Origin of the sequence: Aequitasia blattaphilus (genome assembly GCF_024721305.1) — a bacterium.
Lineage (GTDB): Bacteria > Bacillota > Clostridia > Lachnospirales > Lachnospiraceae > Aequitasia > Aequitasia blattaphila.
In genome coordinates this window covers 38,438-63,915 of sequence record NZ_JAMXOD010000005.1, presented here as the reverse complement: position 1 = coordinate 63,915, position 25,478 = coordinate 38,438, and the positions used below count along the sequence as shown (strand labels likewise).

The window sequence follows — 25,478 nt, the reverse complement described above, 5'->3', positions numbered from 1 at the left end:
AATCTATGTCTATTAATCAGGAAACATTTAAAACATTACTGAAAGAAAAAGGTTTAAAGATAACACAACAGAGATTAATTGTCTTGGAAGTGTTGGCTAGTCAGAAAGATAAGCATTTATCGGCTGAGGATATTTATGAATTGGTAAGAGAAGATTATCCGGATATTGGACTGGCAACGATTTATCGTACTGTTCAACTATTGTATGAAATGAAGCTGGTAGACCGAATTAGTCTTGATGACGGATATACAAGATATGAAATTGCCCAGACCAGTTTAGAAGAAGGCGTACATCATCACCATCACCTCATATGTAAGGAGTGTGGGAAGGTAACACCTTTTAAGGATGATCGACTGGATTCGTTAGAGGATTTCATTGAAGAGGAGACAGGATTTCACGTTCTGGATCATGAATTAAAATTTTACGGTGTATGTAAAGAGTGCCGTTCAAAATAAGAAAATGGAGGTATTAAATTGAAAAAAGAATACAAAGGAAAGGTCCGAATTATTCCACTCGGGGGATTGGAAAAAATCGGAATGAATATTACTGCCTTTGAATATGAAGACAGTATTATTGTGGTGGATTGCGGTTTGTCATTTCCAGAAGACGGAATGCTGGGAATTGATTTGGTAATCCCAGATGTTACGTATCTGAAAGATAACATCGAAAAAGTGAAAGGGTTTATTATTACCCATGGCCATGAGGATCATATCGGAGCCTTGGCGTATGTGTTAAGAGAAATCAATATTCCGATTTATACAACGAAGTTAACGATGGGAATTATTGAAAAGAAGCTAACAGAGCATAATCTGCTGCGCAGTACAAGAAGAAAGGTCGTGCGTCACGGACAATCGATTAATCTCGGAAAGTTTCGGATCGAGTTTATTAAAACGAATCACAGTATTCAGGATGCATCGGCTTTGGCCATATATTCGCCAGCAGGAATCATTGTTCATACAGGAGACTTTAAGGTGGATTATACTCCAGTTTTTGGAGATTCTATTGATTTACAAAGATTTGCTGAAATTGGAAAGAAAGGTGTTCTTGCTCTTTTATCAGACAGTACAAATGCTGAGCGGCCGGGATTTACTCAGTCGGAGAAAACAGTAGGAATTGCTTTTGATCATATGTTTGCAGAACACGCAAACTCGAGAATTATTGTTGCGACTTTTGCATCCAATGTGGATCGTGTACAGCAGATTATTAATTCGGCCATTAAGTACGATCGAAAAGTAGTAGTTGAAGGAAGAAGTATGGTGAACATTATTGATGTTGCAGGAGAACTGGGATACCTGGATGTTCCAGACAAAACATTAATTAGTGTAGACCAGCTTAAAAATTATCCCCCAGAAAAAACTGTTATTATTACAACCGGAAGTCAGGGAGAGTCTATGGCAGCTCTTTCCAGAATGGCAGCGGATATTCACAAAAAAGTGACAATAATGCCAGGAGATACTGTTATATTTAGCTCCTCTCCGATTCCAGGAAATGAGAAATCGGTATCGAAGGTAGTAAATGAATTGTATGAAAAGGGTGCTAATGTAATTGTACAAGAGGCTCATGTATCAGGACATGCTTGTCAGGAAGAGTTGAAGCTTATTTATTCTCTGGTACATCCCAAATATGCAGTGCCGGTACACGGTGAATACAGACATTTAAGAGCGAATTTGAATATTGCACAGTCTCTTGGAATACCAAAGGAGAATACATTTATTCTTCAATCAGGAGATGTTTTAGAGCTTTGTGAAGAAAGCGCAAAGGTCGTGGATCATGTACCAACAGGAGAAATTCTGGTAGATGGGCTAGGTGTAGGAGATGTAGGAAATATTGTTCTGCGGGATCGTCAACATTTGGCAGAAGATGGAATTATGATTGTGGTACTTACTTTAGAACGGGGCAGTAATCAGCTTATGGCAGGACCGGATATTGTTTCAAGAGGTTTTGTCTATGTACGAGAATCAGAAGGGTTGATGGAAGAGGCAAGAAAGGTTTTAACAAAGGCCGTAGAAGATTGCCTGGCTCATCAGAAAAATGCGGATTGGAGTAAAATAAAATTAGTAATCCGTGATACAATGAATGATTTCATTTGGAAGAGAACGAAGAGAAGACCAATGATTTTACCGATTATTATGGACGTTTAATAAAGACAGGAGAAGGGGCGGGTAATTCGCTCCTTTTCATTTCGTTTCAGGGAGGAAATAATGGATACGAGTCGACTTTCGGTTTACTTGCAATCTTTAGAAGAAGAGAATAAAGGAATTTTAGGGGAGCTGGAAAAGGAAGCAATTCAAGGATATGTGCCGATTATTAAAAAGGAAACCCAATCCTTTTTAAGAACAATCCTTCAAATTCACAGTCCTCAAAATATATTAGAAATCGGTACGGCAATTGGTTTTTCTGCCGTATATATGGGGACTTATACAGGAAAAGAGACACAAATCACCACAATCGAAAATTATGCAAAAAGAATTCCTATTGCAAGAAATAACATTCAAAGAGCTGAAATGGAAAACAAAATAACCTTAATTGAAGGGGATGCAAAAGATGTGATTGAAGGTCTGGAAGAGACTTATGATTTCATTTTTCTGGATGGAGCGAAGGGTCAATATATCTACTATCTTCCTGTGCTGCTGAGACTGTTGAGAGAAGGAGGAATTCTTTTGACAGATAATGTTTTGCAGGAGGGAGATATTCTGGAATCAAGATATGGGATTAAGAGAAGGGATCGAACGATTCATGGTAGAATGAGAGAGTACTTGTATGCAATTAAACATCATAAGAGTTTAACAACATCGATTTTACCTTTGGGAGATGGGGTTGCCCTAAGTATAAAAAACGAGGAGAAATAAAATGAGAAAAAAACCGGAATTATTAGTGCCAGCAAGTAGCCTTGAGGTACTGAAAACCGCAGTCGTATTTGGTGCAGATGCAGTTTATATAGGTGGAGAAGCTTTTGGTCTTCGGGCAAAAGCAAAGAACTTCTCTACAGAGGATATGAGAGCAGGTATCGACTTTGCTCATGAAAGAGATGTTAAGGTGTATGTTACAGCCAATATATTGGCTCATAACGAGGATTTAGAAGGTGTAAGGGAGTATTTCACTCTGCTGAAGGATATGGGTCCAGACGCTCTTATTATCGCCGATCCTGCTATTTTTCAGATTGCAAAGGAGATATGCCCGGAAATTGAAATTCACATAAGCACACAGGCGAATAACACCAATTATGGTACGTATCTTTTTTGGTGGAATCTGGGAGCGAAACGAGTGGTAAGTGCAAGAGAGCTTTCTTTAAAGGAGATTAAAGAAATTCGTGAAAAAATTCCTGAGGAAATGGAGATTGAGAGTTTCATGCATGGGGCGATGTGCATCAGTTATTCTGGCAGATGTCTTTTGAGCAACTATTTTACAGGAAGAGATGCAAACAGGGGAGCCTGTACGCATCCTTGCCGTTGGAAGTATTCGGTAGTGGAAGAGACAAGACCGGGAGAATATATGCCGGTCTATGAAAATGAAAGAGGTACCTATATTTTCAACTCCAAGGATCTTTGTATGATTGAACACATTCCGGAAATGGTGGAAGCCGGTATCGACAGTTTCAAAATTGAAGGCAGGATGAAAACAGCTCTTTATGTGGCAACGGTTGCAAGAACTTATCGGAAGGCTATTGATGATTATTTTGAGAATCCGAAAAAGTACGAAGAAAATATGCCATGGTATCTGGAGCAAATCTCGAATTGTACTTATCGTCAGTTTACCACGGGATTTTATTTTGGAAAGCCAGATGAATCCACGCAGATTTATGATAGCAATACGTATGTGAAAGAATATACGTATCTTGGTATGATTAAAGAAGTAAAAGATGGACTTTATCGGATTGAGCAGAAGAATAAATTTAGTGTAGGGGAAGAGATTGAGATTATGAAGCCAAACGGGGAGAACCCATTGGTGACTGTGAAGCGTATTCTTGATGAGGATGGAAATGAGCAAGAAAGTGCACCGCATCCGAAGCAGGTTTTGTATGTGGAATTAAGTGGTGAGGCTGAAGTTTTTGATATTTTGAGAAAGCAAGAATAGATATATTTTGGAGAAAATCATATTTTAAGTGAGAGATAAGGAGCTATCGTCAATTGGTGAGGGCTCCTTTTTGGGTGTATATTGTGGGCTCCAGATCGGGGGGGATTCAGAAGTAAAAGTTCGATAATGAATTTAATGCAAATTGTGTTAAAAAGGCTCGACTATGATATAATATCTATATTATGCTGAGAGAGAGGAATGTTATGAATAAAACGTTGAAAAAAATTATTTTGGCAACACTGTTTCTTTTTTTGTGTTTGCCTATTTTTTCTGGGAATAAGTTAAGTGTTGTACAAGCGGCGGAATTAACAACAATTGATGTATCTTGGAGCAATGAAGAATTGAACAAGGCAGCAATGGAATCAGGAGGAAAATTTAGTGTTGTTAACACAGTAAACTCAGAGGTGAGCATAAGTGTAATTACACTTAATTCGGGTGATATATGTGTGACTGGCGCATGTCATTCGTATAATGCAGATAACCCTTTAAGCAGACGCTTTGTTATTCCAGATTCTTACAATGGTTCAGTAATACTTAAAAATGTCAATATATATAGACCACAATGGGGTAGTCCACTGAAGTTGGAGCAAGGGGCGAAGCTAACACTTTTTTTGGCGGGAGAAAACTTTATTGAAGGAAACACCTACGCTGGAATTCATGTTCCCAGTGGAGCAACCTTAACGATTGAGGATGATTCGTCGATGGAGGGGATCGGAACCCTACAAACAGAAAGTGCTTCCGGCGCTGGAATTGGCGGGAATCCTGGCAGTGAAGATTGCGGAACGGTCGTTGTTAATGGTGGACGGCTTTTAGCTACTTCTACAGGAGAAGCCGCTGGAATTGGTGGATATTATGAGGGTTCCGGGGGTGATGTTACTGTAAATGGAGGATATGTTACTGCCATTGTTAAAGAGGGCTCAGGTGCGGGAATCGGTGGAGGAAGTCGAGGAAATGGTGGAAGTCTTATTATAAATGGTGGGTTTATTTCCGCAGGCGCGATTAGAGGATTTGATGTAGGAGCAGGAGAGCATGAATACAATGGTGGTACCCTTACTATAACCGGCGGGAGCTTCTTTGCTGTAAATGGAAAACTTCCAGTAGGTGAAAATACAAATGATGGGAAGGGAAACCGTGTTTATCCTGTTACGGTGCCAAACGTGCACGAGCAATATGGAACAGATTTGCGGACTGGCACAGCGTTTTCAATTGGGGACTATCGAGCGGCAACGGTAGCATCCGAATCGGATCAGTATGGGCTGCCTACCGACATGAGTGCATGTGTTTGGTTGCCACAAGGACATTATTCTGAGATTGCTATAGGGGATTACCACTCTGGATTTATTTTTGTTCCAGGTGCAGCAGCGAAGATGAGATGGAGTGGATATTCTATTAATGATGAAACAGTTGGCTATGGTAAGGTGGAATCTACGATACAAGGTGCATTCATAACAAAAGGTGTTAAGGGAGATACAATAACTGTAGCTGCGAATCCAGAAGAAAACTGCATTTATGTAAGGGATAGCTTAAAAATCATTTCAGAGAGTAATCCAGACGGTATTGCATTAACCGCCACCCAGACGCCGGGAGAATATACGTTTGTAATGCCTGGAGAAGAGGTTGCCGTCTCGGCATCGTTTATTGCCAAGGCAGTATCCAACGTAACAGTTGATAAGAGTGAACACAGAAGCTCTGGAGGAACAAGCAAACTTAACATTAGCGGAACAGGCCTTACTTATGGTGTGAGCGCAGCAGTTTTTCTAGAGGGAAATGCTATACCAATTACATCGATGTTAGGTAGTGATACATCCCAAACCGCCACCTATACTTTTCCGGCCAATGTGACAGGTGCTGATCAGACCTATACAATAAAAGTTTCTGTGGATGGAGGTACAACCTATCTCGATACTCCGACTGCAGAAGTAACGGTACATAGTGCTGCTGCGCCTGCGTTTATTGTGGATTTACCAGAATCCATTACGACGAAGGCTACGGATTCTCAGATTACCCTTTCTGTTGCGGCAGAAGGTGACTATGAACTGAACTATCAATGGTACAAGAACGGAGAGCCTGTAGCGGGAGCAACAGAGAATCATTTGGTGTTACCGAAAGGGGAGGAGGGCAGTTCTTACTATGTGGTAGTAACAGACTCTGTGACGAGTCTTTCTGTTCAGAGTAGGACCTGCTTGATTGCCAAGACCGTATCCAGCGTAACAGTTGATAAGAGTGAACACAGAAGCTCTGGAGGAACAAGTAAGCTTAGCATTTGTGGAACAGGTCTTGCTTATGGTGTGAGTGCAGCAGTCTTTCTAGAGGGAAATGCCACACCAATTACATCGATGTTAGGTGGTGATACATCCCAAACCGCCACCTATACTTTTCCGGCCAATGTGACAGCTGCTGATCAGATTTATACAATAAAAGTTTCTGTGGATGGAGGTACAACCTATCTCGATACTCCGACTGCAGAAGTGACGGTACATAGCGCTGTTTCACCTACGCTTATTGTGGATTTGCCAGAATCAATTACGACAAAGGCTACGGATTCTCAGATTACCCTTTCAGTTGTGGCAGAAGGTGACTATGCACTGAACTATCAATGGTACAAGAACGGAGCGCCTGTAGAGGGAGCAACAGAGAATCGTTTGGTTTTGCCGAAAGGAGAGGAGGGCAGTTCTTACTATGTGGTAGTAACAGACTCTGTGACGAGTCTTTCTGTTCAGAGTAAGACCTGCGCTGTACAGTGGGAAAAGGAAAAAGAAGAAAATGCAGACTCAAAGTCAAATAAGGAAGCAAAAGGAAATCCAAAAACAGGAGATAATAGCAATCTTAAAACAGGAGATAATAGCAATCCAAGAACAGGAGACAGTAGAAATTCTACTATAGGGCTATTGATTTTTCTGCTCTGTGTTACTTTGATTGTGTGGGTAATGATTATTAAGAGAAAAACTTTAAAATAACGAATACAAAAAATGATTACCAGATGTTCGCATAATTAATTATACCCCAAAAATCGCTCAGACCTCATGGCCTGGGCGATTTTTATGAATTTTTATGCGACTCCTGCATGATCCATAGGAACGTCATGATGTGCTGCAGTTCTATCGGCAGGCTTTTTATAATTTTTGAATACCAGGCTTCCTACAAAACCAGCCAAAAGACCGCCGAGAACAGCCAAGCCAATAGCTATTAATACTTTAACCGGAGGGTTGAAAGCAAAGGGAGCTAAAAGGCCAGGGATTGGAGAAGCTGTACCTGGTGCATTGTTAATAATTCCAAGACCAGCTGCCGCCATACCAGAAAGTCCGCCGCCAAAGAAATTGGAAGCATAAATTGGAATTGGATTGGATGTAATAATATCCGCTTGTGTTAAAGGCTCAAGCATGACTGCAAGGGTATTGCTCTTATCTCCAAGCTTTAAACGATGGAAAATCATACCATTTGTAAAGGAACCACCGACACAGGCAATTGCTGCAATTCCCATAGCAAGGCCATCCAGACCAAGCATGGCTGTAAGAGCCATTGAACTAAGGGGAGAGGTACAAATCATCTTCATGATACCTCCTAATAATAATCCCATTACAAGAGGAGATTGTTCCGTTGCTGCAGTAATCGTTGTACCAATTTGGGCAAGGACCACATCCACACCTGGATTTACAAAGATAACAATTAAACGGGCAATTGGTGCGATTAGTAAAGCGCCGCCAATAATATCCAGGCCTGTTGGTAGCTTTTTCTCAATCAGAGGTGCTAAAAATCCTACGACGTATCCTGCAATAAATCCAGGCAAAATGCCATAGCCCCCAACTGCAACACCTGCAACAACGGCCAATACGGGATTTGCCCCCATAGAAATGGGAACTAAGATTGCAGCTGCGACACCACCCAAACTGCCGCTGGTTGCGCCTAGTTCCTGAAAGAATTTGATTCCCAGCAAATCACCAGAAATATATTTATGCACCGCTTCAACAAGAAAAGTTGCAACGGCAGCATTTGCCATACCACTCATGGCCAGCTGGCCTTTCGGCATTTTTAAGCTGAAAAGTGAAAATGCAGAAAGTGCCAATAGTAACAAACCTACTCCAGATACGATAGTTAACATAAAACTACTCCTTTCGACATACCAATGTTATGTAGTACATCATATATCCGGAGTTTCAAAAAGTTTCAAAAAACTACAAAACAAGACGGGAATAATTAAAAATTTTGGCAATAAAGCACTAAAGAATTGATGAAGTTCCTGATTTTCACATTCCCTCTTGTAGTACTTATTCCTTTGATAAAGTCCATTTCCTTTCGAATCTGTTCAAAGCTAAAGAGGGTACTGGCATATTCAATAAAATATTCATTGGAATAATCCTCAAGGCCCAAATGAGCTAAATTAATCATGCCATTTGTAGCAGCTCTTCGGATTCGCTGCTCCATAGATTTGGGAGAATCACTTAAAATTTTACAGACCTCGTTTAAAGGAATTTCCCCAAGAGTAAGATTGTTTTTTAATAGGTAGTAGACAATTTCCTGAATATCTTTGCTTCCAACGTCACCAAAAATTCCTAATTTTTGCAAAATCCCTTTTAAGTAATCGGAAATTTCGGTATCTTGATTCTCGCGTGTAACGGGAGCGGAGATATTAATGCCGGAATCAAAGAGCCCCTTCATTTTTTTATAGGTATCCATAATCGTAATGTTTTTACCGATATTTTGAATCACCGCCTCTACTTCAACTGCATTGATCGGTTTTTGAATGAAAAACTCAATACCTTGTTCATACGCCTTGGCAATCATATCCTTAGAAGAAACTTGAGAAAGCATAATAATAGAAGGAGAAAGACGTTCCTCTTTCATTTTTTTGATAAAAGTAATACCGTCCATTTCAGGCATTAATAAATCCACGAAGACGATGTCAGGATCTATTTCACGAATATCTTCGAGAGCATCTACAGGAGAAACACTGGTCCCAACAACACTCCCTAACTTCCTGCTGATAATAATCTGTTTCAGCAAAAATAATACATTTTTATCATCATCTAACAAATAAAATTTCATTTAAACAACCTCCCCAACATCTAAAGAAACAAAAAATTCGGTTCCATTGGAATCACTTTTTACTTTGATTTCTCCTTTGAAATCTTTTTCAATCATATCTTGGACGAGAGACAGACCCAGTCCACGATTCACTTCCCCAGTTGCATAATTTATCTTTGTAGAAAATCCCGGCAGGAAAATAGCATCAATAGTGTCTGCCGGAATACCAATTCCATCATCAGAAACACGAAAGGTATAAAAGCCATTTTCCATGTGCTCTTCAACATGCATTGTGACGATTTTTCCAGGTGCAGCCTCCAGGGCATTAACCAGCAGATTCCGAAAGACGGAAAGAAGAAGATAATGTTTACTTGTATAGAAATTTTCTTCTATATTTAAAGTCACAATAAGCTCTTTGTTAAGCTCATCAGCGAAGGTCTTAACACTGTCCTTGATAAGAAACAGGATGTCTTTAATATACATGCCATCAGCCTCTTCTTCTGTCTTCAACACGACGGAAAGACCACGTAATATCAATAAATATTCCTTTTTGATTTCATGGATATCTTTGCTTACACTAAGAGCCATGGCAGCAAGTTTATTATCTTTGTCTGTGGTTTTTAAGGTTTCATAAAGCTGGTAAGAAGTTGACATGGTATGTTCGATGAGTTCCGTGTTTTTTTTGAGCCAAACCAGCTCCTCATTCAGCCGGGCAATAAAAATTAAAATTCGCTTATATCTATCCTCATGTTCTTGTTTTAACAAAAGAATTTTATAATATTCGATTAGCTTTAAAACAGAGATTGATACAAAGGTCCGCAAAAAAGCGACAAATAAAATACCTAAATGTGTTTCACGATTAAACATGTTACTTCCCATACGGATTAAAAGCTCTATACTGTTTGCTCCATAATCAATAAAAATGATAGGTAGAAAAGCAAAAAGAGAGGGAGCTTTCCGTTCTTTTTGCAGCCGGTGAAACAGAACAAAAAGAATTCCGTAGGTGAGGTAAAAGAATATTTCCGGGACATAAGCCCAACAGGAAAAAGCATCTTGGCTATAAAAGACAAGATGAACGATTATGCGCAGAAAAAACAGGCCTATTCCGGTTAATGCAAAGAGTAAAAAATTGTAAAGTGGCTGCATGGTATAAATAAAAATAAGAATTAAAATGACAGAGACAGAGATCTGGAAATCACTGTCAAAAAAGCGCATACTAATGAGCCCGCTAAATATAGACAATAATGCTAATAAAAAGGTCTTTTTGAGTTTACTATTCATTGCGATTGAATCCCCCCTAGTCTATATATACTATATTTAAAGTGGTTTCGCAAAGCTTTTTATTATTGACAGTGAAAAATAAGTGAGCTATGATGATAAAACTTATCTGAGAGAACAATTCTTTGGTGTTTCACCAATTATCCCAACAAATAAAAAAAGAAAGAAGGTGTGCTATGGCATTTGGCAAAGTGCTTTCTGCTTGTATTGATGGAATGCAGGTTCATTTAGTGCAGGTGGAGGTAGATATTAGCAATGGGCTTCCGCTATTTGAAATCATTGGTTGCCTTTCATCAGAGGTAAAGGAAGCGACCAAAAGAGTACGTACTGCGCTGCGAAATACGGGCATATATATGCCGGCAAAGCATGTGGTAGCAAACTTGTCACCAGGAACAATACGTAAAAGAGGGAGTTCCTTTGATCTTCCTGTTGCCATTGGAATTTTACAGGCTATGGAGCAGGTGAAGAAAGAAGAGAAAACCCTTTATGCAGGGGAATTAAGTTTGGATGGTAAAGTGAATGGAATCCCAGGAATTTTATCCATTGTAATGGAAGGAAAAAAGAAGGGTATCAAGAAGTATGTTATTCCAAGTGAAAATTATCGTGAGGCGGCACTGGTAAAAGGTGTCGAGATAGTGCCTGTTGAATTTTTATCTGAGATTATTATGGAAAATACCCCCCGATTGAAGACTGGAAGAGAAAGGAAAATCAAAGGAAATACGCGAAAATCCACGGTTGATTTCGGGGAGATAAAGGGACAGGAGGGGGCGAAACGGGCAATGGAAATTGCAGTAAGTGGTGGTCACAATATTTTAATGATTGGACCGCCGGGAAGCGGAAAAACCCTGATTTCCAGAGGAGTTCCGGGGATACTTCCACCTATGAATCAGGAGGAAATGCTAGAGGTGACAAAGATTTATAGTCTTGCAAAACTAATTAATCCAATGGCACCTCTTATTCAGGAGCGTCCTTTCCGAAAAGTGCATCATAATGTGACAAAAGCGGGGCTGATTGGGGGAGGAATGACTCCTAGCCCGGGAGAAATTACGCTATCCCATAAAGGCGTACTTTTTCTTGATGAATTATCTGAGTTTAAAAGGGGAGTATTAGAAGCTCTGCGAGAACCAATGGATGACCGGTCAATTAGCATTTTAAGAAGACAGACAGTGTATCATTTTCCGGCTGAATTCATTCTTGTGGGAGCATGTAATCCTTGCCCCTGCGGGTATTATCCAGATGTAGAGAGATGCAGTTGTAATGCTTATGAAAGAGAGCAATATCAGGCCAGAATTTCCAAGCCTCTTTTGGATCGCATTGATTTGTGTATTGAGACACCGAAAATCACTTTTGAAGAAATTCAATCGGAAAAACAGGCAGAGAGTTCAAAAGACATACAAGAGCGTGTAGTAAAAACAAGAAAAATTCAGGAGAGACGGTTTGAGAAGGAAAACATAGGAGTAAATGGAGAAATGAATATCAGTCAAATCAAAAAATATATCAACCTTCAGCCTGAAGATAAACCCTTAATGGAAAAAGCTTTTTTGCGACTGGGATTAACAGCTCGGAGTTATCATAAAGTCTTAAAGGTGGCTCGGACGATTGCAGATATGGAGGGACAAAAAGAAGTTGAATCCAGACATCTTAAAGAAGCCTTGGGATACCGCATCAGGTAGGAAAGGAGAAGTCAGTGTTATGAGTGAAGAATATGAAATCTGGCTTGCGGGAATTCGTCATTTAGGTGGAAAAAAGAAAAAACTGTTAAGGGAAAAATTGGGCTCTGCCCGAGAAGTATATAATATAGAAGAAACACAAATTGAGAAGGTTCCTTTTTTAACTGAAAATGAAAAAGAAGTATTAAAAATCGAGAAAAAGAGAGATATAAAAAGGATTAATGAAGAGATGAATGAAAAGGAAATTAATTTCCTTCCCTACTATAGTAAGAACTATCCCAAGAAGCTAAAAGAAATCTATAGTCCTCCCTATGCCCTTTATTATAAAGGGAGTTTGGATTTAGAGGCTGTATCTGTTGGGATTGTAGGAAGCAGAGCACCAACTCCTTATGGAGAGGGTGTGGCGCTAGAAGTGGCAGAGGCACTAGGAAAAGCAGGGGTGACAATTGTAAGCGGAATGGCAAGGGGAATTGACAGCATTGCTCATAGGGGAGCATTGAATGCAGGTGGATTGACCTATGGAATCCTGGGGTGTGGAGTCGATATTTGTTATCCCAGAGAACACAGAGGAATCTATTCGGACTTAATAAAATGTGGTGGAGTTCTATCGGAGTACCCACCTAATACGAAACCCTTCAAAAGCCATTTTCCGGCGCGAAATCGGATTATCAGTGGACTCTGCGATTCTGTTTTTGTAGTGGAAGCCCGTAAGAGGAGCGGCTCCCTTATTACGGCGGATATGGCATTGGAACAAGGGAGAGAGGTATATGCTTTGCCGGGACCAATTACAAGTCCTTTAAGTGAGGGGTGTAATAACCTGATTCAAGAAGGTGCAAATATCTTTTTGTCCGTAGAAAAACTCATGGAAGAAATGAAGATAAATGGTAAAATTTCAGATGGAAATAGTAAACAAAATAAAAAAACACTTGAAAGGACGGAATTTTTGTTGTATAGTTGTCTCGATTTCTTTCCCAAAAATCTCGAAGAATTAGTAAAAGTGACGAAGTTGGATATTGGAGAGGTTTTAAAGGGGTTGATTGAACTCGAATTAGAGGGAATTGTAAAAGAGATATCGAAGAATTATTATGTGAAGATTAAAGAAATATAAATGTACTTGAGAGGAGTTTTTAAATGGCACGTTATTTAGTAATCGTAGAATCACCAACAAAGGTTAAGACGATTAAAAAATTTTTGGGGAGTAACTATGTAGTTACCGCATCCAATGGACACGTTCGGGATTTGCCGAAAAGTCAGCTGGGTGTTGATGTAGAGAATGATTATGAACCCAAATATATTACAATCAGAGGGAAAGGAGAATTGTTGGCGAAGCTTCGAAAGGAAGCAAAAAAAGCGGACAAGATATTTCTCGCAACTGACCCTGACCGGGAAGGAGAAGCAATTTCCTGGCACCTGACAAAGGCTTTAAAAATTGAAGATAAAGATGTATATCGAATTAGCTTTAATGAGATTACCAAAAATGCCGTAAAAGCATCTCTTAAGAATCCGAGAGCTCTTGATATGAATTTGGTAGATGCCCAACAGGCAAGAAGAGTTTTAGACCGAGTGGTGGGATATAAAATCAGTCCCCTTTTGTGGGCAAAGGTGAAAAGAGGATTGAGTGCAGGTCGTGTTCAGTCTGTTACCCTTCGCATTATCGCAGACCGGGAAGAGGAAATAAATAGTTTTATACCGGAAGAGTATTGGTCTCTGGATGTTAATTTAAAAGTAGAAAAAGAAAAAAAACTGTTGAATGCAAAGTACTACGGTAAAGGAAGCAAAAAAGCAGTGATTCGCTCCAAAGAGGAGTTGGATGAGATTCTAAAAGAAATAGGCAGGAAGAAATTTCTTGTAGAGGAAGTGAAAACCTCCGAACGTATTAAAAGAGCACCACTTCCATTTACAACCTCTACCTTACAACAGGAGGCAGCAAAGGCATTAAATTTTGCAACTGCAAAAACAATGCGGGTTGCACAGCAGCTCTATGAAGGTATTGATATTAAAGGGAATGGAACCGTGGGTTTGATTACCTATCTTCGTACCGATTCAACGAGAGTATCAGAGGAAGCCGATCAGAGCGTAAGAGATTACATTGCGGCTCAGTATGGTAAAGAATACGTAACAGATGAAGATAAAAACAAAAGCAAGAAGAAAAACATACAAGATGCTCATGAGGCGATACGTCCATCAGACGTAGCGCGCTCTCCAATTGCAGTAAAAGAATCTTTATCAAGAGATCAGTTTCGTTTGTATCAGCTGATTTGGAGAAGATTTGTTGCAAGCCGTATGGAACCTACAAAATATGAAACAAAGTCTGTGCGTATTGGAGCGGGCGAACACAAATTTACTGCTTCAAGTTCGAAAATTGTTTTCGAAGGATTTAAGTCTGTTTATCAGGAAGCAGAGGAGGAAAAGGAAATTTCCAATGTGGTGGTAAATCATATTTCAAAGGATTCAAAACTTACAAAAGAAGACTTTGAAACGGAGCAGCATTTTACATCACCACCGGCACATTATACAGAAGCTTCTTTGGTTAAGACTTTGGAAGAATTGGGGATTGGACGTCCCAGTACTTATGCTCCGACAATTTCGACGATAATTGCCAGACGGTATGTAACCAAGGAAAAAAAGAATATTTATCTCACAGAAATTGGAGAAGTAGTAAATGGGATTATGAAACATTCTTTTCCATCGATTGTTGATGTGAATTTTACGGCTAACATGGAAAGTCTTCTGGACGGTGTAGAGGAAGGAAAAGTACGTTGGAAAACAATTATTGAAAACTTCTATCCGGATTTAGATGCCTCTGTAAAAACAGCAGAAGAAGAGCTGGAAGAAGTGAAAATTGAAGATGAGGTTACGGAAGAAGTCTGCGAACTTTGCGGAAAAAATCTAGTGATTAAATACGGTCCTCACGGTAAATTTCTGGCGTGTCCAGGATTTCCTGAGTGTAGAAATACGAAACCTTATCTGGAGAAAATTGGTGTTCCATGCCCGATTTGTGGAAAAGAAGTGGTAATTCGAAAAACCAAAAAGGGAAGGAAATATTTTGGGTGTGAAGACAATCCAGAGTGTGAATTTATGTCATGGCAGAAGCCATCTACAACAAAATGTGATGTATGTGGAAGCTATATGGTAGAAAAGGGAAATAAACTCATGTGCACAAATAAACAATGTGGACATATTCTGACTAAAACGCAATAATTATAAATATTTTGTAAATTAAATTGAATGTTAAGTAATTGTATGATAATATACATTCATGAGATGGAGGAACAAAGATGAGTGTGCAATTATTAGACAAAACCAGGAAAATAAACAAATTATTACACAATAACAATTCCAGCAAAGTCGTATTTAATGATATCTGTAAGGTGCTGACAGAGATACTTCATTCTAATGTTTTAGTTGTCAGTAAAAAGGGAAAAGTTCTGGGGATTAGTCAGTCTGAACTTGTACCAACCATCGATGAGTTCATCGGAAGCGACGTAGGAAGTTATATTGATGAGCTTCTGAATGAAAGATTGTTAAGCGTGCTATCCACAAAAGAAAATGTGAATTTGGAAACTCTTGGATTTAGTTCTGATTTGATAGCAGGTTATTTCGCAATTATTACACCAATTAATATTGCAGGAGAACGCTTAGGGACTCTCTTCCTGTATAAGAAAGATCAAACCTATACAATTGATGATATTATATTAAGTGAGTATGGAACCACCGTCGTCGGTCTTGAAATGCTTCGTTCAGTGAATGAAGAGAGCGCAGAAGAGGATCGAAAAGAACATATTGTTCAATCAGCAATTAGTACACTTTCTTATTCAGAACTGGAAGCGATTATCCATATATTTGATGAACTAAAGGGTACAGAAGGAATTCTGGTAGCAAGTAAAATCGCAGATCGGGTTGGAATTACAAGGTCTGTTATTGTGAATGCGCTTCGAAAGTTTGAAAGTGCAGGTGTGATTGAATCCCGGTCTTCAGGAATGAAGGGAACGTATATAAAGGTTATGAACGATCACGCATTTGTGGAGCTGGAAAAAATTAAGGCAGATCGAAGATAGTCAAAGATTTAGGGGATTGCTATTTACAGCAACGCCCCTTTTTTAAAGGAGTTGATTTGATGTTTGAAGGACAGCCGGTGGATTTAAGGATGACGGAAATGATCCTGGAAGAGGGATTTTTTGACGACACTACATACCATGGTGAAGTCTATAGCTATGATGAAAAAAAAGAAGTGATGTATATTGAAGTGAAAGAGGTATTGCCATTATTTTCCCTGGATGCCGTTTACGAGTGCAGCGTTGTAAATGATGAAGGTCAAATACAAGTTTGTGAAGGGGAAATTGAAGAGCGGTTTTGGAGTAAAGACAAAAATTTTATTCTGTTTTTAGTACAAAAAGGGTTTTACAAAAATTGTTGACAAAATATGGAGAGAGTGCTATTTTATATCTATGGGATTTAGCACTCTCTTTTTGTGAGTGCTAACAAAAAGTAAAAGGAGGAATTAATAATGAGATTAGAACCATTAAATGACAGAGTGATTTTAAAAGCTCTTATGGCAGAAGAGACTACAAAATCAGGAATTGTACTTCCAGGTCAGGAAAAGGAAAAACAACAACAGGCAGAGGTAGTTGCTGTAGGACCAGGCGGAATGGTTGACGGCAAGGAAGTAAAGATGCAGGTACAGGTAGGAGAAAAGGTTATTTATTCGAAGTATGCTGGAACAACAGTAGAGTTAGATGATGAAGAATATACTATTGTAAGACAAGACGACATTCTTGCAATAATAAAATAATAATTGATAAGTTGGAGGTAAAGAATCATGGCAAAAGAAATTAAACATGCAGCAGAGGCAAGAGCTGCTTTAGAAGCTGGGGTTAACACCCTTGCAGACACCGTACGTGTTACATTGGGACCAAAAGGAAGAAACGTTGTGCTGGATAAGTCATTTGGTGCACCTCTTATTACAAATGATGGTGTAACAATTGCAAAAGAAATTGAGTTAGAGGATGCATTTGAAAACATGGGAGCTCAGTTGATTAAAGAAGTTGCGTCAAAGACAAATGATGTGGCTGGAGACGGAACAACTACAGCAACTGTTTTAGCTCAGGCAATGGTTCATGATGGAATGAAGAACTTAGCTGCAGGAGCAAATCCAATTATCCTGAGAAAAGGAATGAAGAAAGCAACAGATGTAGCAGTAGATGCAATCGAAAAAATGTCCAGCAAAATCAATTCTAAGGATCAAATTGCAAATGTAGCAGCAATTTCTGCTGGAGATTTAGAAGTTGGTGAAATGGTAGCAGATGCAATGGATAAGGTTTCCAACGATGGTGTTATTACAATCGAAGAATCCAAAACAATGCATACAGAGTTAGATTTAGTTGAAGGTATGCAGTTTGACAGAGGATACGTATCTGCATACATGGCAACCGATATGGACAAGATGGAAGCGAACTTAGAAGAGCCATACATCTTAATTACAGATAAAAAGATTTCTAATATTCAGGAGATTCTTCCATTACTAGAGCAAATTGTTCAATCTGGTTCCAGACTTTTAATTATTGCAGAAGATATTGAGGGAGAAGCTCTTACGACATTGATTGTGAATAAATTACGTGGAACATTTAATGTTGTTGCTGTTAAAGCACCTGGATATGGAGACAGAAGAAAAGAAATGCTTCAAGACATTGCAATTCTTACAGGTGGACAGGTTATTTCTGATGAATTGGGAATGGACTTAAAAGAAACAACAATTGAGCAATTAGGTAGAGCGAAATCAGTAAAAGTTCAAAAAGAAAATACGGTTATTGTTGATGGTGTTGGAGATAAGAGTGCAATTGAAGATCGTGTTGCTCAGATTAAAAAACAAATTGAAGAGACTACATCAGATTTTGACAAAGAAAAACTTCAGGAAAGACTTGCAAAACTTGCAGGTGGAGTTGCCGTTATCCGTGTAGGAGCAGCAACAGAAACTGAAATGAAAGAAGCAAAGCTTCGTATGGAAGATGCTCTTAATGCAACAAGAGCAGCAGTAGAAGAAGGAATTATTGCAGGTGGTGGTTCAGCATATATTCATGCAGCGAAGGAAGTTGAAAAATTCGCAGAAGAATTAGAAGGAGACCAAAAGACCGGAGCAAAAGTTGTACTGAAAGCATTAGAAGCTCCTCTTTTCCACATTGCTGCAAATGCAGGACTGAAAGGCGAAGTTATTATTAACAAAGTGAAAGAATCAGAAGTGGGAATTGGCTTTGATGCCCTTACTGAGCAGTATGTAGATATGGTAAAAGAAGGTATTTTAGATCCAGCAAAAGTAACAAGAAGTGCATTACAAAATGCAACCAGTGTTGCATCTACCTTGTTAACCACAGAATCTGTTGTAGCGGATATAAAAGAAAACGAACCTATGATGGCACCTCCAGGAGGCGGAATGGGTATGATGTAATACCCATTGACAAATCAAAAAAAATTTTGTATGATAGCGTTTAAAACATATGAGATTTGAATTTGAAAGTGAGGAACTGTAATGGGAAAGATTATAGGAGAAGGCATTACCTTTGATGACGTTTTATTGGTGCCGGCATATTCTCAGGTTATTCCAAACCAAGTGAATTTAGCCACACAATTAACGAAGAAAATTAAACTGAACATACCAATGATGAGTGCGGGAATGGATACCGTAACCGAGCATAGAATGGCAATTGCCATGGCTAGGCAAGGTGGAATTGGTATTATCCATAAAAATATGGATATTGAGTCTCAGGCAGATGAAGTAGATAAGGTAAAGAGGTCTGAAAATGGTGTTATCACCGATCCCTTCTTTCTTTCGCCAGAGCATACTTTAGAAGATGCCAATAACCTGATGGCAAAGTTTCGTATTTCAGGAGTACCGATAACAGAAGGAAAAAAGCTTGTCGGCATTATTACAAATCGTGATTTGAAATTTGAAGAAGATTTTACTAAGAAGATCAAAGAGAGTATGACATCGGAAGGGTTGATTACTGCTCAGGAAGGAATTACTTTAAACGAAGCCAAGAAGATTCTGGCAAAGGCAAGAAAAGAAAAACTTCCAATAGTAGATAAGGATTTCAACTTAAAAGGTCTTATTACAATTAAGGATATTGAAAAGCAAATCAAATACCCTCTTTCAGCTAAAGATGAGCAAGGGCGACTTCTTTGCGGAGCTGCGGTAGGGATTACAGCAAACATTATGGATCGGGTGAAGGCTTTAGTGGAAGCAAAAGTAGATGTAGTTGTTCTGGATTCTGCCCATGGTCATTCAGATAATGTAATTAAAACTGTAAAGATGATAAAAGAAACATATCCGGAATTACAGGTTGTTGCTGGAAATGTTGCAACAAAAGCAGGTACCGAAGCTCTTATTAAAGCGGGAGCTGATGCTGTTAAAGTTGGAATTGGACCAGGTTCGATTTGTACAACACGTATTGTGGCAGGAATTGGTGTTCCTCAGGTTACTGCCGTTATGAATGCATACGAAATTGCAGATAAATACGGAGTGCCAGTTATTGCCGACGGAGGAATTAAGTACTCTGGAGATATGACGAAGGCAATTGCAGCCGGAGCCAATGTTTGTATGATGGGAAGTATTTTTGCAGGATGCGATGAAAGTCCAGGAACCTTTGAATTATATCAAGGTAGAAAATACAAGGTATACAGAGGTATGGGTTCAATCGCAGCAATGGAAAACGGCAGTAAAGACCGTTATTTCCAATCGGATGCAAAGAAACTGGTACCAGAAGGTGTGGAAGGCCGTGTTGCTTATAAGGGTTCTGTAGAGGATACTGTATTCCAACTGATAGGTGGTTTAAGAGCTGGTATGGGATATTGTGGTACAGCCACAGTAGAAGAATTGAAAAAGAATGGTGAATTTACAAAAATATCAGCAGCATCTTTAAAAGAAAGTCATCCTCATGATATTCATATAACAAAGGAAGCACCAAACTATACGGTGGATGAATAAAATTATTGCCCCTCACAGAAATGTGAGGGGTCTTTTTATGAAAAAATCAAAAAAATTAAGATTGTCACAAGAGGATGTCTAAATTTTAACGAAATAGAGGCTCTGTTGAACACAAAAACGAAAAAATGGCGGAGAAATCACATTAAGACAAAAAAAGTATGGAGTAAAGAGTAATGACTTGAAAAAAATCGAATAAAAACGTATTATATAGATATTAAATATAGTTATTGTTTGTGTCTATAAGAGAGAAGGAGGGTAACATGGCTGTATTAGAAAAAATAGTAAGTGTAGTAAATGGATTTTTGTGGGATTATTTGTTGATTTTCTTACTGGTAGGAACTGGTATCTGGTTTACATTTAATCTGAAATTCATTCAGGTAAGAAAGTTTACGGAAGGTTTTAAACGTACTTTTGGTGGTATGTTTAAGAAGCAAGGTGACGCTGGGAAAGATGGAATGAGCTCTTTTCAGGCCTTGGCAACAGCAATTGCAGCACAGGTAGGTACTGGAAATATTGCAGGTGCCGCAACAGCGATTGCAGTGGGTGGTCCAGGTGCGATTTTTTGGATGTGGATTAGTGCATTTTTTGGAATGGCAACGATTTATGCGGAAGCAACAATGGCTCAGAAGTATAAAAATGTTGACCAGGAGGGAAATGTTACAGGTGGACCAGTTTTCTACATTAAGGCAGCATTCAAAGGCGGAATTGGTAAGGTATTGGCAGCAATTTTTGCGGTATTAATCATTTTTGCACTAGGATTTATGGGAAATGCAGTACAGTCTAATTCAATTGGCGCGGCTTTTGAGACAGCTTTTGGTATTAGTCCAGTTATTATTGGTATTGTTGTTGCAGTCCTGGCTTTTATTGTATTTGCAGGTGGAATAAAGAGAATCGCGAAAGTAACAGAGCTTTTGGTGCCAATAATGGCGTTGTTCTACATCCTGGGCTGCTTGATTGTTATCATCGCTAATATTACAAATCTGCCACACGTTTTTTATGCTATCGTAGTAGGGGCATTTAAACCAGCGTCAATTGCTGGAGGTGTAGCAGGTGCTACCATTAAGATGGCAGTGCAAAAGGGTGTTGCCAGAGGATTGTTTTCTAATGAAGCTGGTATGGGTTCTACACCACATGCTCATGCGATTGCAAAGGTGAAGCACCCTGCAGAGCAAGGATACGTAGCTATGATGGGCGTATTTATTGATACATTTGTTGTTTTGAACTTAACAGCTTTCGTAATTATTATTACAGGAGTCTTGACTCCAGATGGCAGCTTAACAGGAACGGCATTATCTCAAGCAGCATTCTCATCAGTGTTCGGAAAAATGGGTGAAGTGTTCTTGGCGATTTGTTTGTTTTTCTTCGCGTTTTCCACGATTATCGGATGGTATTTCTTTGGAGAGGCAAATGTGAAGTACCTTTTTGGAGTAAAGGCGGTTAAGGTTTATGCTTTCCTTGTATGTGCGTGTATCGTAGTTGGATCAGCACTTAAGGTAGATCTTGTTTGGAATATGGCAGATTGCTTTAATGGTTTGATGGTTATACCAAACTTACTAGGTCTATTAGCCCTAACAGGAATGGTTAAAAAAATAGATAAGGAATCAAATTCTTTACCGAAGCTATAAAAAATAAGAATGAATAATGAAAGACAGGATTCGAAAAAAAGGAATCCTGTCTTTTTTCATAAAATATTCTAGATTTCCACATAAATATTACATGGACTAAGGGCAAATTAAAGGGTATTATGAGGGGGAACAAATAAATGGAGGTGGCAAACCTATGACGAAAGAACAGATGATAGAAAAATTTGAAGAAATGTATGGTAGTGGAGGCGATATAAAGGTTTATTTTGCTCCTGGAAGAGTCAATCTAATCGGTGAGCATACAGATTATAATGGCGGACACGTATTTCCATGTGCACTCACTCTGGGAACTTACGGAGCAATCCGTAAACGAGAAGATAAAACAATACAGTTTTATTCTTTAAACATACCCAATAAAGGTGTTATAAAAGTAGATTTAGAGAATATAGCACCGAGTGAAGCGGATGGATGGACGGATTATCCCAAGGGAGTATTTTGGACCTACCAAGAGAGAGGTTACAAAATTGACCAGGGAATGGATGTGTTAATCTATGGAGATATACCGAATGGATCAGGCTTATCATCTTCTGCATCTTTAGAGGTGCTTATGGGACTGATTATTCGTGATTCTTACGGATTTGCAGATGTTTCCATGGTGGATGTGGCCTTGATTGGACAGTACTCAGAGAATAATTTTAACAAGATGAATTGTGGAATTATGGATCAGTTTGCTTCAGCAATGGGAAAAAAAGATCATGCCATTTTTTTAGATACGAATACTTTAGAGTATGAGTATGCTCCTGTTAATCTGCCAGATGAAAAAATTGTTATTACAAATAGCAAGGTGAAACATTCCTTGGTGGATTCTGCATACAATGACAGAAGAAGTGACTGTGAAAAGGCTGTGGAGGAATTGCAAAAAGCAGTGAAAATAAAGTCTTTAGGTGAACTATCGATTGAAGAGTTTGAAAAAGTGAAATCAGTCATTACAGATGATACCGTAAGGAAAAGAGCAAAACACGCAGTATATGAAAACCAAAGAACGATTCAGGCAGAAGAGGCTTTGAAAAAGGGAGAAATCGCAAAGTTTGGCAAATTAATGTATGAGTCTCATGAGTCTCTTCGAAAGGATTACGAAGTGTCTGCTGAGGAGATTGATTATCTGGTTGACTTATCAAAAGACTTATCAGGAGTAATAGGATCACGAATTACTGGTGGTGGTTTTGGTGGATGTACCGTGAGTATTGTAAAAAATGACACAGTAGATACATTTATTCAAGAAATTGGTGCAAAATATAAAGAACGGTTTGGACTTGAGGCAGAGTTTTACGTTGTTGATATTGGAGACGGAGCGAGACAATTATGGTAAGCAGAAAAATTGATAAGCTGGTTGAATATGGAATTCAAAGTGGATTAACTCCAAAAAACGAAGCAATCTATACAAGAAATTTACTTCTGGATCTTCTTCAAGAGGATTTTTATGAAGAAACAGAGGGTGAGGCTGGGACGGATTCCGATTTGAATTTAGAATATATCTTAAAAGAGCTCTTAGATGAGGCAGTTGAAAAGGGGATTATAGAAGATACTATTACTCAGCGGGATTTATTTGATACAAAACTTATGAATACATTGCTTCCAAGGCCAAATCAAGTAATTGAAAAATTCTGGAATCAGTATCAGATTGCACCGAAGGAAGCAACCGATTACTATTATCAATTCAGTCAGGACAGCGATTATATTCGGAGATATCGTGTGTCGAAGGATTTGAAATGGAAAGTAAATACGGAGTATGGTGAAATTGATATAACCATTAATCTTTCAAAACCAGAGAAGGATCCAAAGGCAATTGCAGCTGCAAAAAAGGCAACAGTGAATACGTATCCAAAGTGCTTGCTTTGTATGGAAAATGAAGGGTATGCGGGAAGAATTGACCACCCGGCAAGAGAGAATCATCGTGTTATTCCGTTACAAATGAACTCCTCATTATGGGGGCTTCAATATTCTCCTTATGTGTATTATAATGAACACTGTATTGTTTTTAATGGCAAGCATCAGCCAATGAAAATTGAAAGAGATACTTTTGTAAAGCTCTTGGACTTTGTCAAACAGTTTCCCCACTACTTCCTGGGTTCAAATGCGGATCTTCCCATTGTAGGAGGCTCTATTTTGAGCCATGATCACTTTCAGGGAGGTCATTACGAGTTTGCTATGGCAAAAGCACCAATCAGCAGGAAAGTGGAAATAGAGGGTTATGAAGACGTATCAGCAGGTATTGTAAAATGGCCCCTGTCTGTTCTGCGTATTTCAAGTAAAAATCCAGAGCGTCTTATTGAGATGGCAAATCATGTTTTGGAGACATGGATAGAATATAAAGATGAAGAGGCTTTTATCTTTCCCTATACGAAAGAAGAACGCCACAATACAATTACTCCCATTGCAAGGTATGTGAATGATGCTTATGAGCTGGATTTGGTTTTACGTAATAATATTACCACAGAGGAAAGTCCCTTGGGAGTCTATCATCCCAGAAATAAATATCATCACATTAAGAAGGAAAACATTGGGCTCATCGAGGTTATGGGACTTGCGGTATTGCCATCCAGATTAAAAACAGAGATGGAACTTTTGGAAGGATATATTCTGGAAGGAAAAAGCATAGAAGAAATGCGTGAAAATAAAATTTTAGAAAAACATGCAGATTGGGTAAGTGAATTTCTGCCAAACTATGATACAATAACGAAAGATAACATTTCAGAAATATTACAAGAAGAAATTGGACAAGTATTTAAAGGTGTACTTGAGGACGCAGGGGTATTTAAGCAAAACAAAGAAGGAGAGACTGCTTTTCTTCGGTTTATCGCAGAGTTGTAGAGGAGTGAAGTATGATTACATTAAAGAATCAGCATGGTTTAGAAGTAACATTAAGTGAATTTGGAGGAACTTTGGTTAATCTATTAGTACCGGATGGAAATGGAAAGAAGATTGATGTGGTGCTAGGATACGATAGTGATGCAGAGTATGAAAAAGGAGGCACCTTTTTCGGTGCCATTGTAGGAAGAGTTGCAAATAGAATTGCAGGTGGAAAATTTTCATTGAATCAGAAAGAGTATACGCTTGACCAAAACGATCATGAAAATAACCTTCACAGTGGTATGAATTTTTACAGTAAAAGAAAATGGAACGTAAAAGAAGCAGATGAAAATCGAGTTACTTTTACTTTGTTTAGTCCAGATAAAGACCAAGGATATCCAGGAAATGTAGAAATATCAGTTACTTATGAGTTGACACCGGAGAATGAACTTTTGATTTCCTATGGCGCAGCCCCAGATGAGGATACGTTAATAAACATGACAAACCATAGCTATTTCAATCTTTCCGGGCATGATGGGGGAAGTGTATTAGAACAAAAGGTGTGGATTGATGCAGATGGTTTTACACCAACGAATGAAGATCTGATTCCAACAGGAGAAATCAGAAGTGTAGAGAATACGCCAATGGATTTCCGTAAAGAGAAGAAAATCGGGAAAGAGATTAATGAAGATTACGAACCGCTGAATATTGCTGGCGGCTATGATCATAACTGGGTATTAAACGGAAGTGGATACCGTAAGGTGGCATATCTTTATGCCGAGGATACAAATGTAAAAATGGAAGTGTATACAGATCTTCCAGGAATGCAGTTCTATACAGGGAACTTTATTGAGAAGGAAAATGGGAAAAATGGTGCAGTCTACAAAAAGCGTCATGGATTATGCTTTGAGACTCAGTATTTCCCTGATGCAGTGAATCAAGAAGCTTTTCAGTCACCAATCACAAAGAAAGGTGCTACCTATCAGACGAAGACGGGATATAAATTTTACTTTTAATGACAAA

The 25,478-nt window shown here is 38.8% G+C and carries 20 protein-coding genes; 17 read left to right on the top strand and 3 right to left on the bottom strand.

Translation table 11 applies throughout. From position 1 onward, the window contains the following. The first annotated feature begins 5 nt into the window (after nucleotides 1-5). From NHH15_RS05010 to NHH15_RS04990, 5 genes are all read left to right on the top strand, one after another. A complete protein-coding gene (locus NHH15_RS05010) occupies nucleotides 6-455 on the top strand; it encodes a Fur family transcriptional regulator (RefSeq protein ID WP_262065559.1) in 450 nt (149 codons plus the stop codon). Between the two features lie 18 nt (nucleotides 456-473). Further along, on the top strand, nucleotides 474-2,141 hold the full coding sequence (locus NHH15_RS05005; RefSeq protein ID WP_262065558.1) for a ribonuclease J: 1,668 nt from the start codon (nucleotides 474-476) through the stop codon (nucleotides 2,139-2,141). Nucleotides 2,142-2,198: 57 nt separating this feature from the next. Continuing rightward, a complete protein-coding gene (locus tag NHH15_RS05000) occupies nucleotides 2,199-2,849 on the top strand; it encodes an O-methyltransferase (RefSeq protein WP_262065654.1) in 651 nt (216 codons plus the stop codon). Nucleotide 2,850: 1 nt separating this feature from the next. Continuing rightward, nucleotides 2,851-4,074 (top strand): peptidase U32 family protein, encoded by a 1,224-nt coding sequence (locus NHH15_RS04995; RefSeq protein ID WP_262065557.1) that lies wholly within the window; start codon nucleotides 2,851-2,853, stop codon nucleotides 4,072-4,074. A gap of 203 nt (nucleotides 4,075-4,277) precedes the next feature. Beyond that, entirely contained in the window at nucleotides 4,278-7,031 is a 2,754-nt protein-coding gene (locus NHH15_RS04990) for a hypothetical protein (protein ID WP_262065556.1), read from the top strand. Nucleotides 7,032-7,123: 92 nt separating this feature from the next. Here the strand turns inward: NHH15_RS04990 and NHH15_RS04985 are convergent, their stop codons facing one another. The 3 genes from NHH15_RS04985 to NHH15_RS04975 all read right to left on the bottom strand — a co-directional run bounded on the left by NHH15_RS04985 (nucleotide 7,124) and on the right by NHH15_RS04975 (nucleotide 10,377). Beyond that, nucleotides 7,124-8,173, bottom strand: a complete 1,050-nt coding sequence (locus NHH15_RS04985) for a PTS sugar transporter subunit IIC (protein ID WP_262065555.1) — start codon at nucleotides 8,171-8,173, stop codon at nucleotides 7,124-7,126. Between the two features lie 95 nt (nucleotides 8,174-8,268). Then, the gene (locus NHH15_RS04980) at nucleotides 8,269-9,117 is read right to left on the bottom strand and encodes a response regulator (RefSeq protein WP_262065554.1); all 849 of its coding nucleotides are present in this window, start codon (nucleotides 9,115-9,117) and stop codon (nucleotides 8,269-8,271) included. After that, nucleotides 9,118-10,377: a sensor histidine kinase gene (locus NHH15_RS04975; RefSeq protein WP_262065553.1), complete on the bottom strand. Its 1,260-nt coding sequence runs from the start codon at nucleotides 10,375-10,377 to the stop codon at nucleotides 9,118-9,120. It abuts the gene before it with no gap. A gap of 173 nt (nucleotides 10,378-10,550) precedes the next feature. Here NHH15_RS04975 and NHH15_RS04970 point away from each other — a divergent pair, with 173 nt between their 5' ends. The 12 genes from NHH15_RS04970 to NHH15_RS04915 all read left to right on the top strand — a co-directional run bounded on the left by NHH15_RS04970 (nucleotide 10,551) and on the right by NHH15_RS04915 (nucleotide 25,471). Then, nucleotides 10,551-12,047: a YifB family Mg chelatase-like AAA ATPase gene (locus NHH15_RS04970; protein ID WP_262065552.1), complete on the top strand. Its 1,497-nt coding sequence runs from the start codon at nucleotides 10,551-10,553 to the stop codon at nucleotides 12,045-12,047. A gap of 19 nt (nucleotides 12,048-12,066) precedes the next feature. Beyond that, the gene (dprA, locus tag NHH15_RS04965; RefSeq protein ID WP_262065551.1) at nucleotides 12,067-13,152 is read left to right on the top strand and encodes a DNA-processing protein DprA; all 1,086 of its coding nucleotides are present in this window, start codon (nucleotides 12,067-12,069) and stop codon (nucleotides 13,150-13,152) included. A 23-nt stretch (nucleotides 13,153-13,175) separates the two neighbouring features. Next, a complete protein-coding gene (topA, locus tag NHH15_RS04960; protein WP_262065550.1) occupies nucleotides 13,176-15,245 on the top strand; it encodes a type I DNA topoisomerase in 2,070 nt (689 codons plus the stop codon). A gap of 77 nt (nucleotides 15,246-15,322) precedes the next feature. Continuing rightward, a complete protein-coding gene (gene codY / locus NHH15_RS04955) occupies nucleotides 15,323-16,102 on the top strand; it encodes a GTP-sensing pleiotropic transcriptional regulator CodY (RefSeq protein ID WP_262065549.1) in 780 nt (259 codons plus the stop codon). 59 nt (nucleotides 16,103-16,161) lie between these two features. Continuing rightward, nucleotides 16,162-16,461 carry a hypothetical protein gene (locus tag NHH15_RS04950; RefSeq protein ID WP_262065548.1) on the top strand — a complete coding sequence of 100 codons (300 nt, stop codon included), beginning with the start codon at nucleotides 16,162-16,164 and terminating at the stop codon, nucleotides 16,459-16,461. 90 nt (nucleotides 16,462-16,551) lie between these two features. After that, nucleotides 16,552-16,836 (top strand): co-chaperone GroES, encoded by a 285-nt coding sequence (locus NHH15_RS04945; protein WP_262065547.1) that lies wholly within the window; start codon nucleotides 16,552-16,554, stop codon nucleotides 16,834-16,836. A gap of 27 nt (nucleotides 16,837-16,863) precedes the next feature. Next, nucleotides 16,864-18,486, top strand: a complete 1,623-nt coding sequence (gene groL, locus NHH15_RS04940) for a chaperonin GroEL (RefSeq protein WP_262065546.1) — start codon at nucleotides 16,864-16,866, stop codon at nucleotides 18,484-18,486. Between the two features lie 81 nt (nucleotides 18,487-18,567). Continuing rightward, entirely contained in the window at nucleotides 18,568-20,022 is a 1,455-nt protein-coding gene (gene guaB / locus NHH15_RS04935; RefSeq protein WP_262065545.1) for an IMP dehydrogenase, read from the top strand. Between the two features lie 260 nt (nucleotides 20,023-20,282). Continuing rightward, on the top strand, nucleotides 20,283-21,647 hold the full coding sequence (locus tag NHH15_RS04930) for an alanine/glycine:cation symporter family protein (protein ID WP_262065544.1): 1,365 nt from the start codon (nucleotides 20,283-20,285) through the stop codon (nucleotides 21,645-21,647). 154 nt (nucleotides 21,648-21,801) lie between these two features. After that, nucleotides 21,802-22,974, top strand: a complete 1,173-nt coding sequence (locus tag NHH15_RS04925; RefSeq protein ID WP_262065543.1) for a galactokinase — start codon at nucleotides 21,802-21,804, stop codon at nucleotides 22,972-22,974. Further along, nucleotides 22,968-24,476 carry a UDP-glucose--hexose-1-phosphate uridylyltransferase gene (gene galT, locus NHH15_RS04920; RefSeq protein WP_262065542.1) on the top strand — a complete coding sequence of 503 codons (1,509 nt, stop codon included), beginning with the start codon at nucleotides 22,968-22,970 and terminating at the stop codon, nucleotides 24,474-24,476. The genes NHH15_RS04925 and galT overlap by 7 nt, the downstream gene beginning before the upstream one ends. An 11-nt stretch (nucleotides 24,477-24,487) precedes the next feature. Beyond that, nucleotides 24,488-25,471, top strand: coding sequence for an aldose epimerase family protein (locus tag NHH15_RS04915; protein ID WP_262065541.1), 984 nt, complete (start codon nucleotides 24,488-24,490; stop codon nucleotides 25,469-25,471). Nucleotides 25,472-25,478 lie beyond the last annotated feature (7 nt).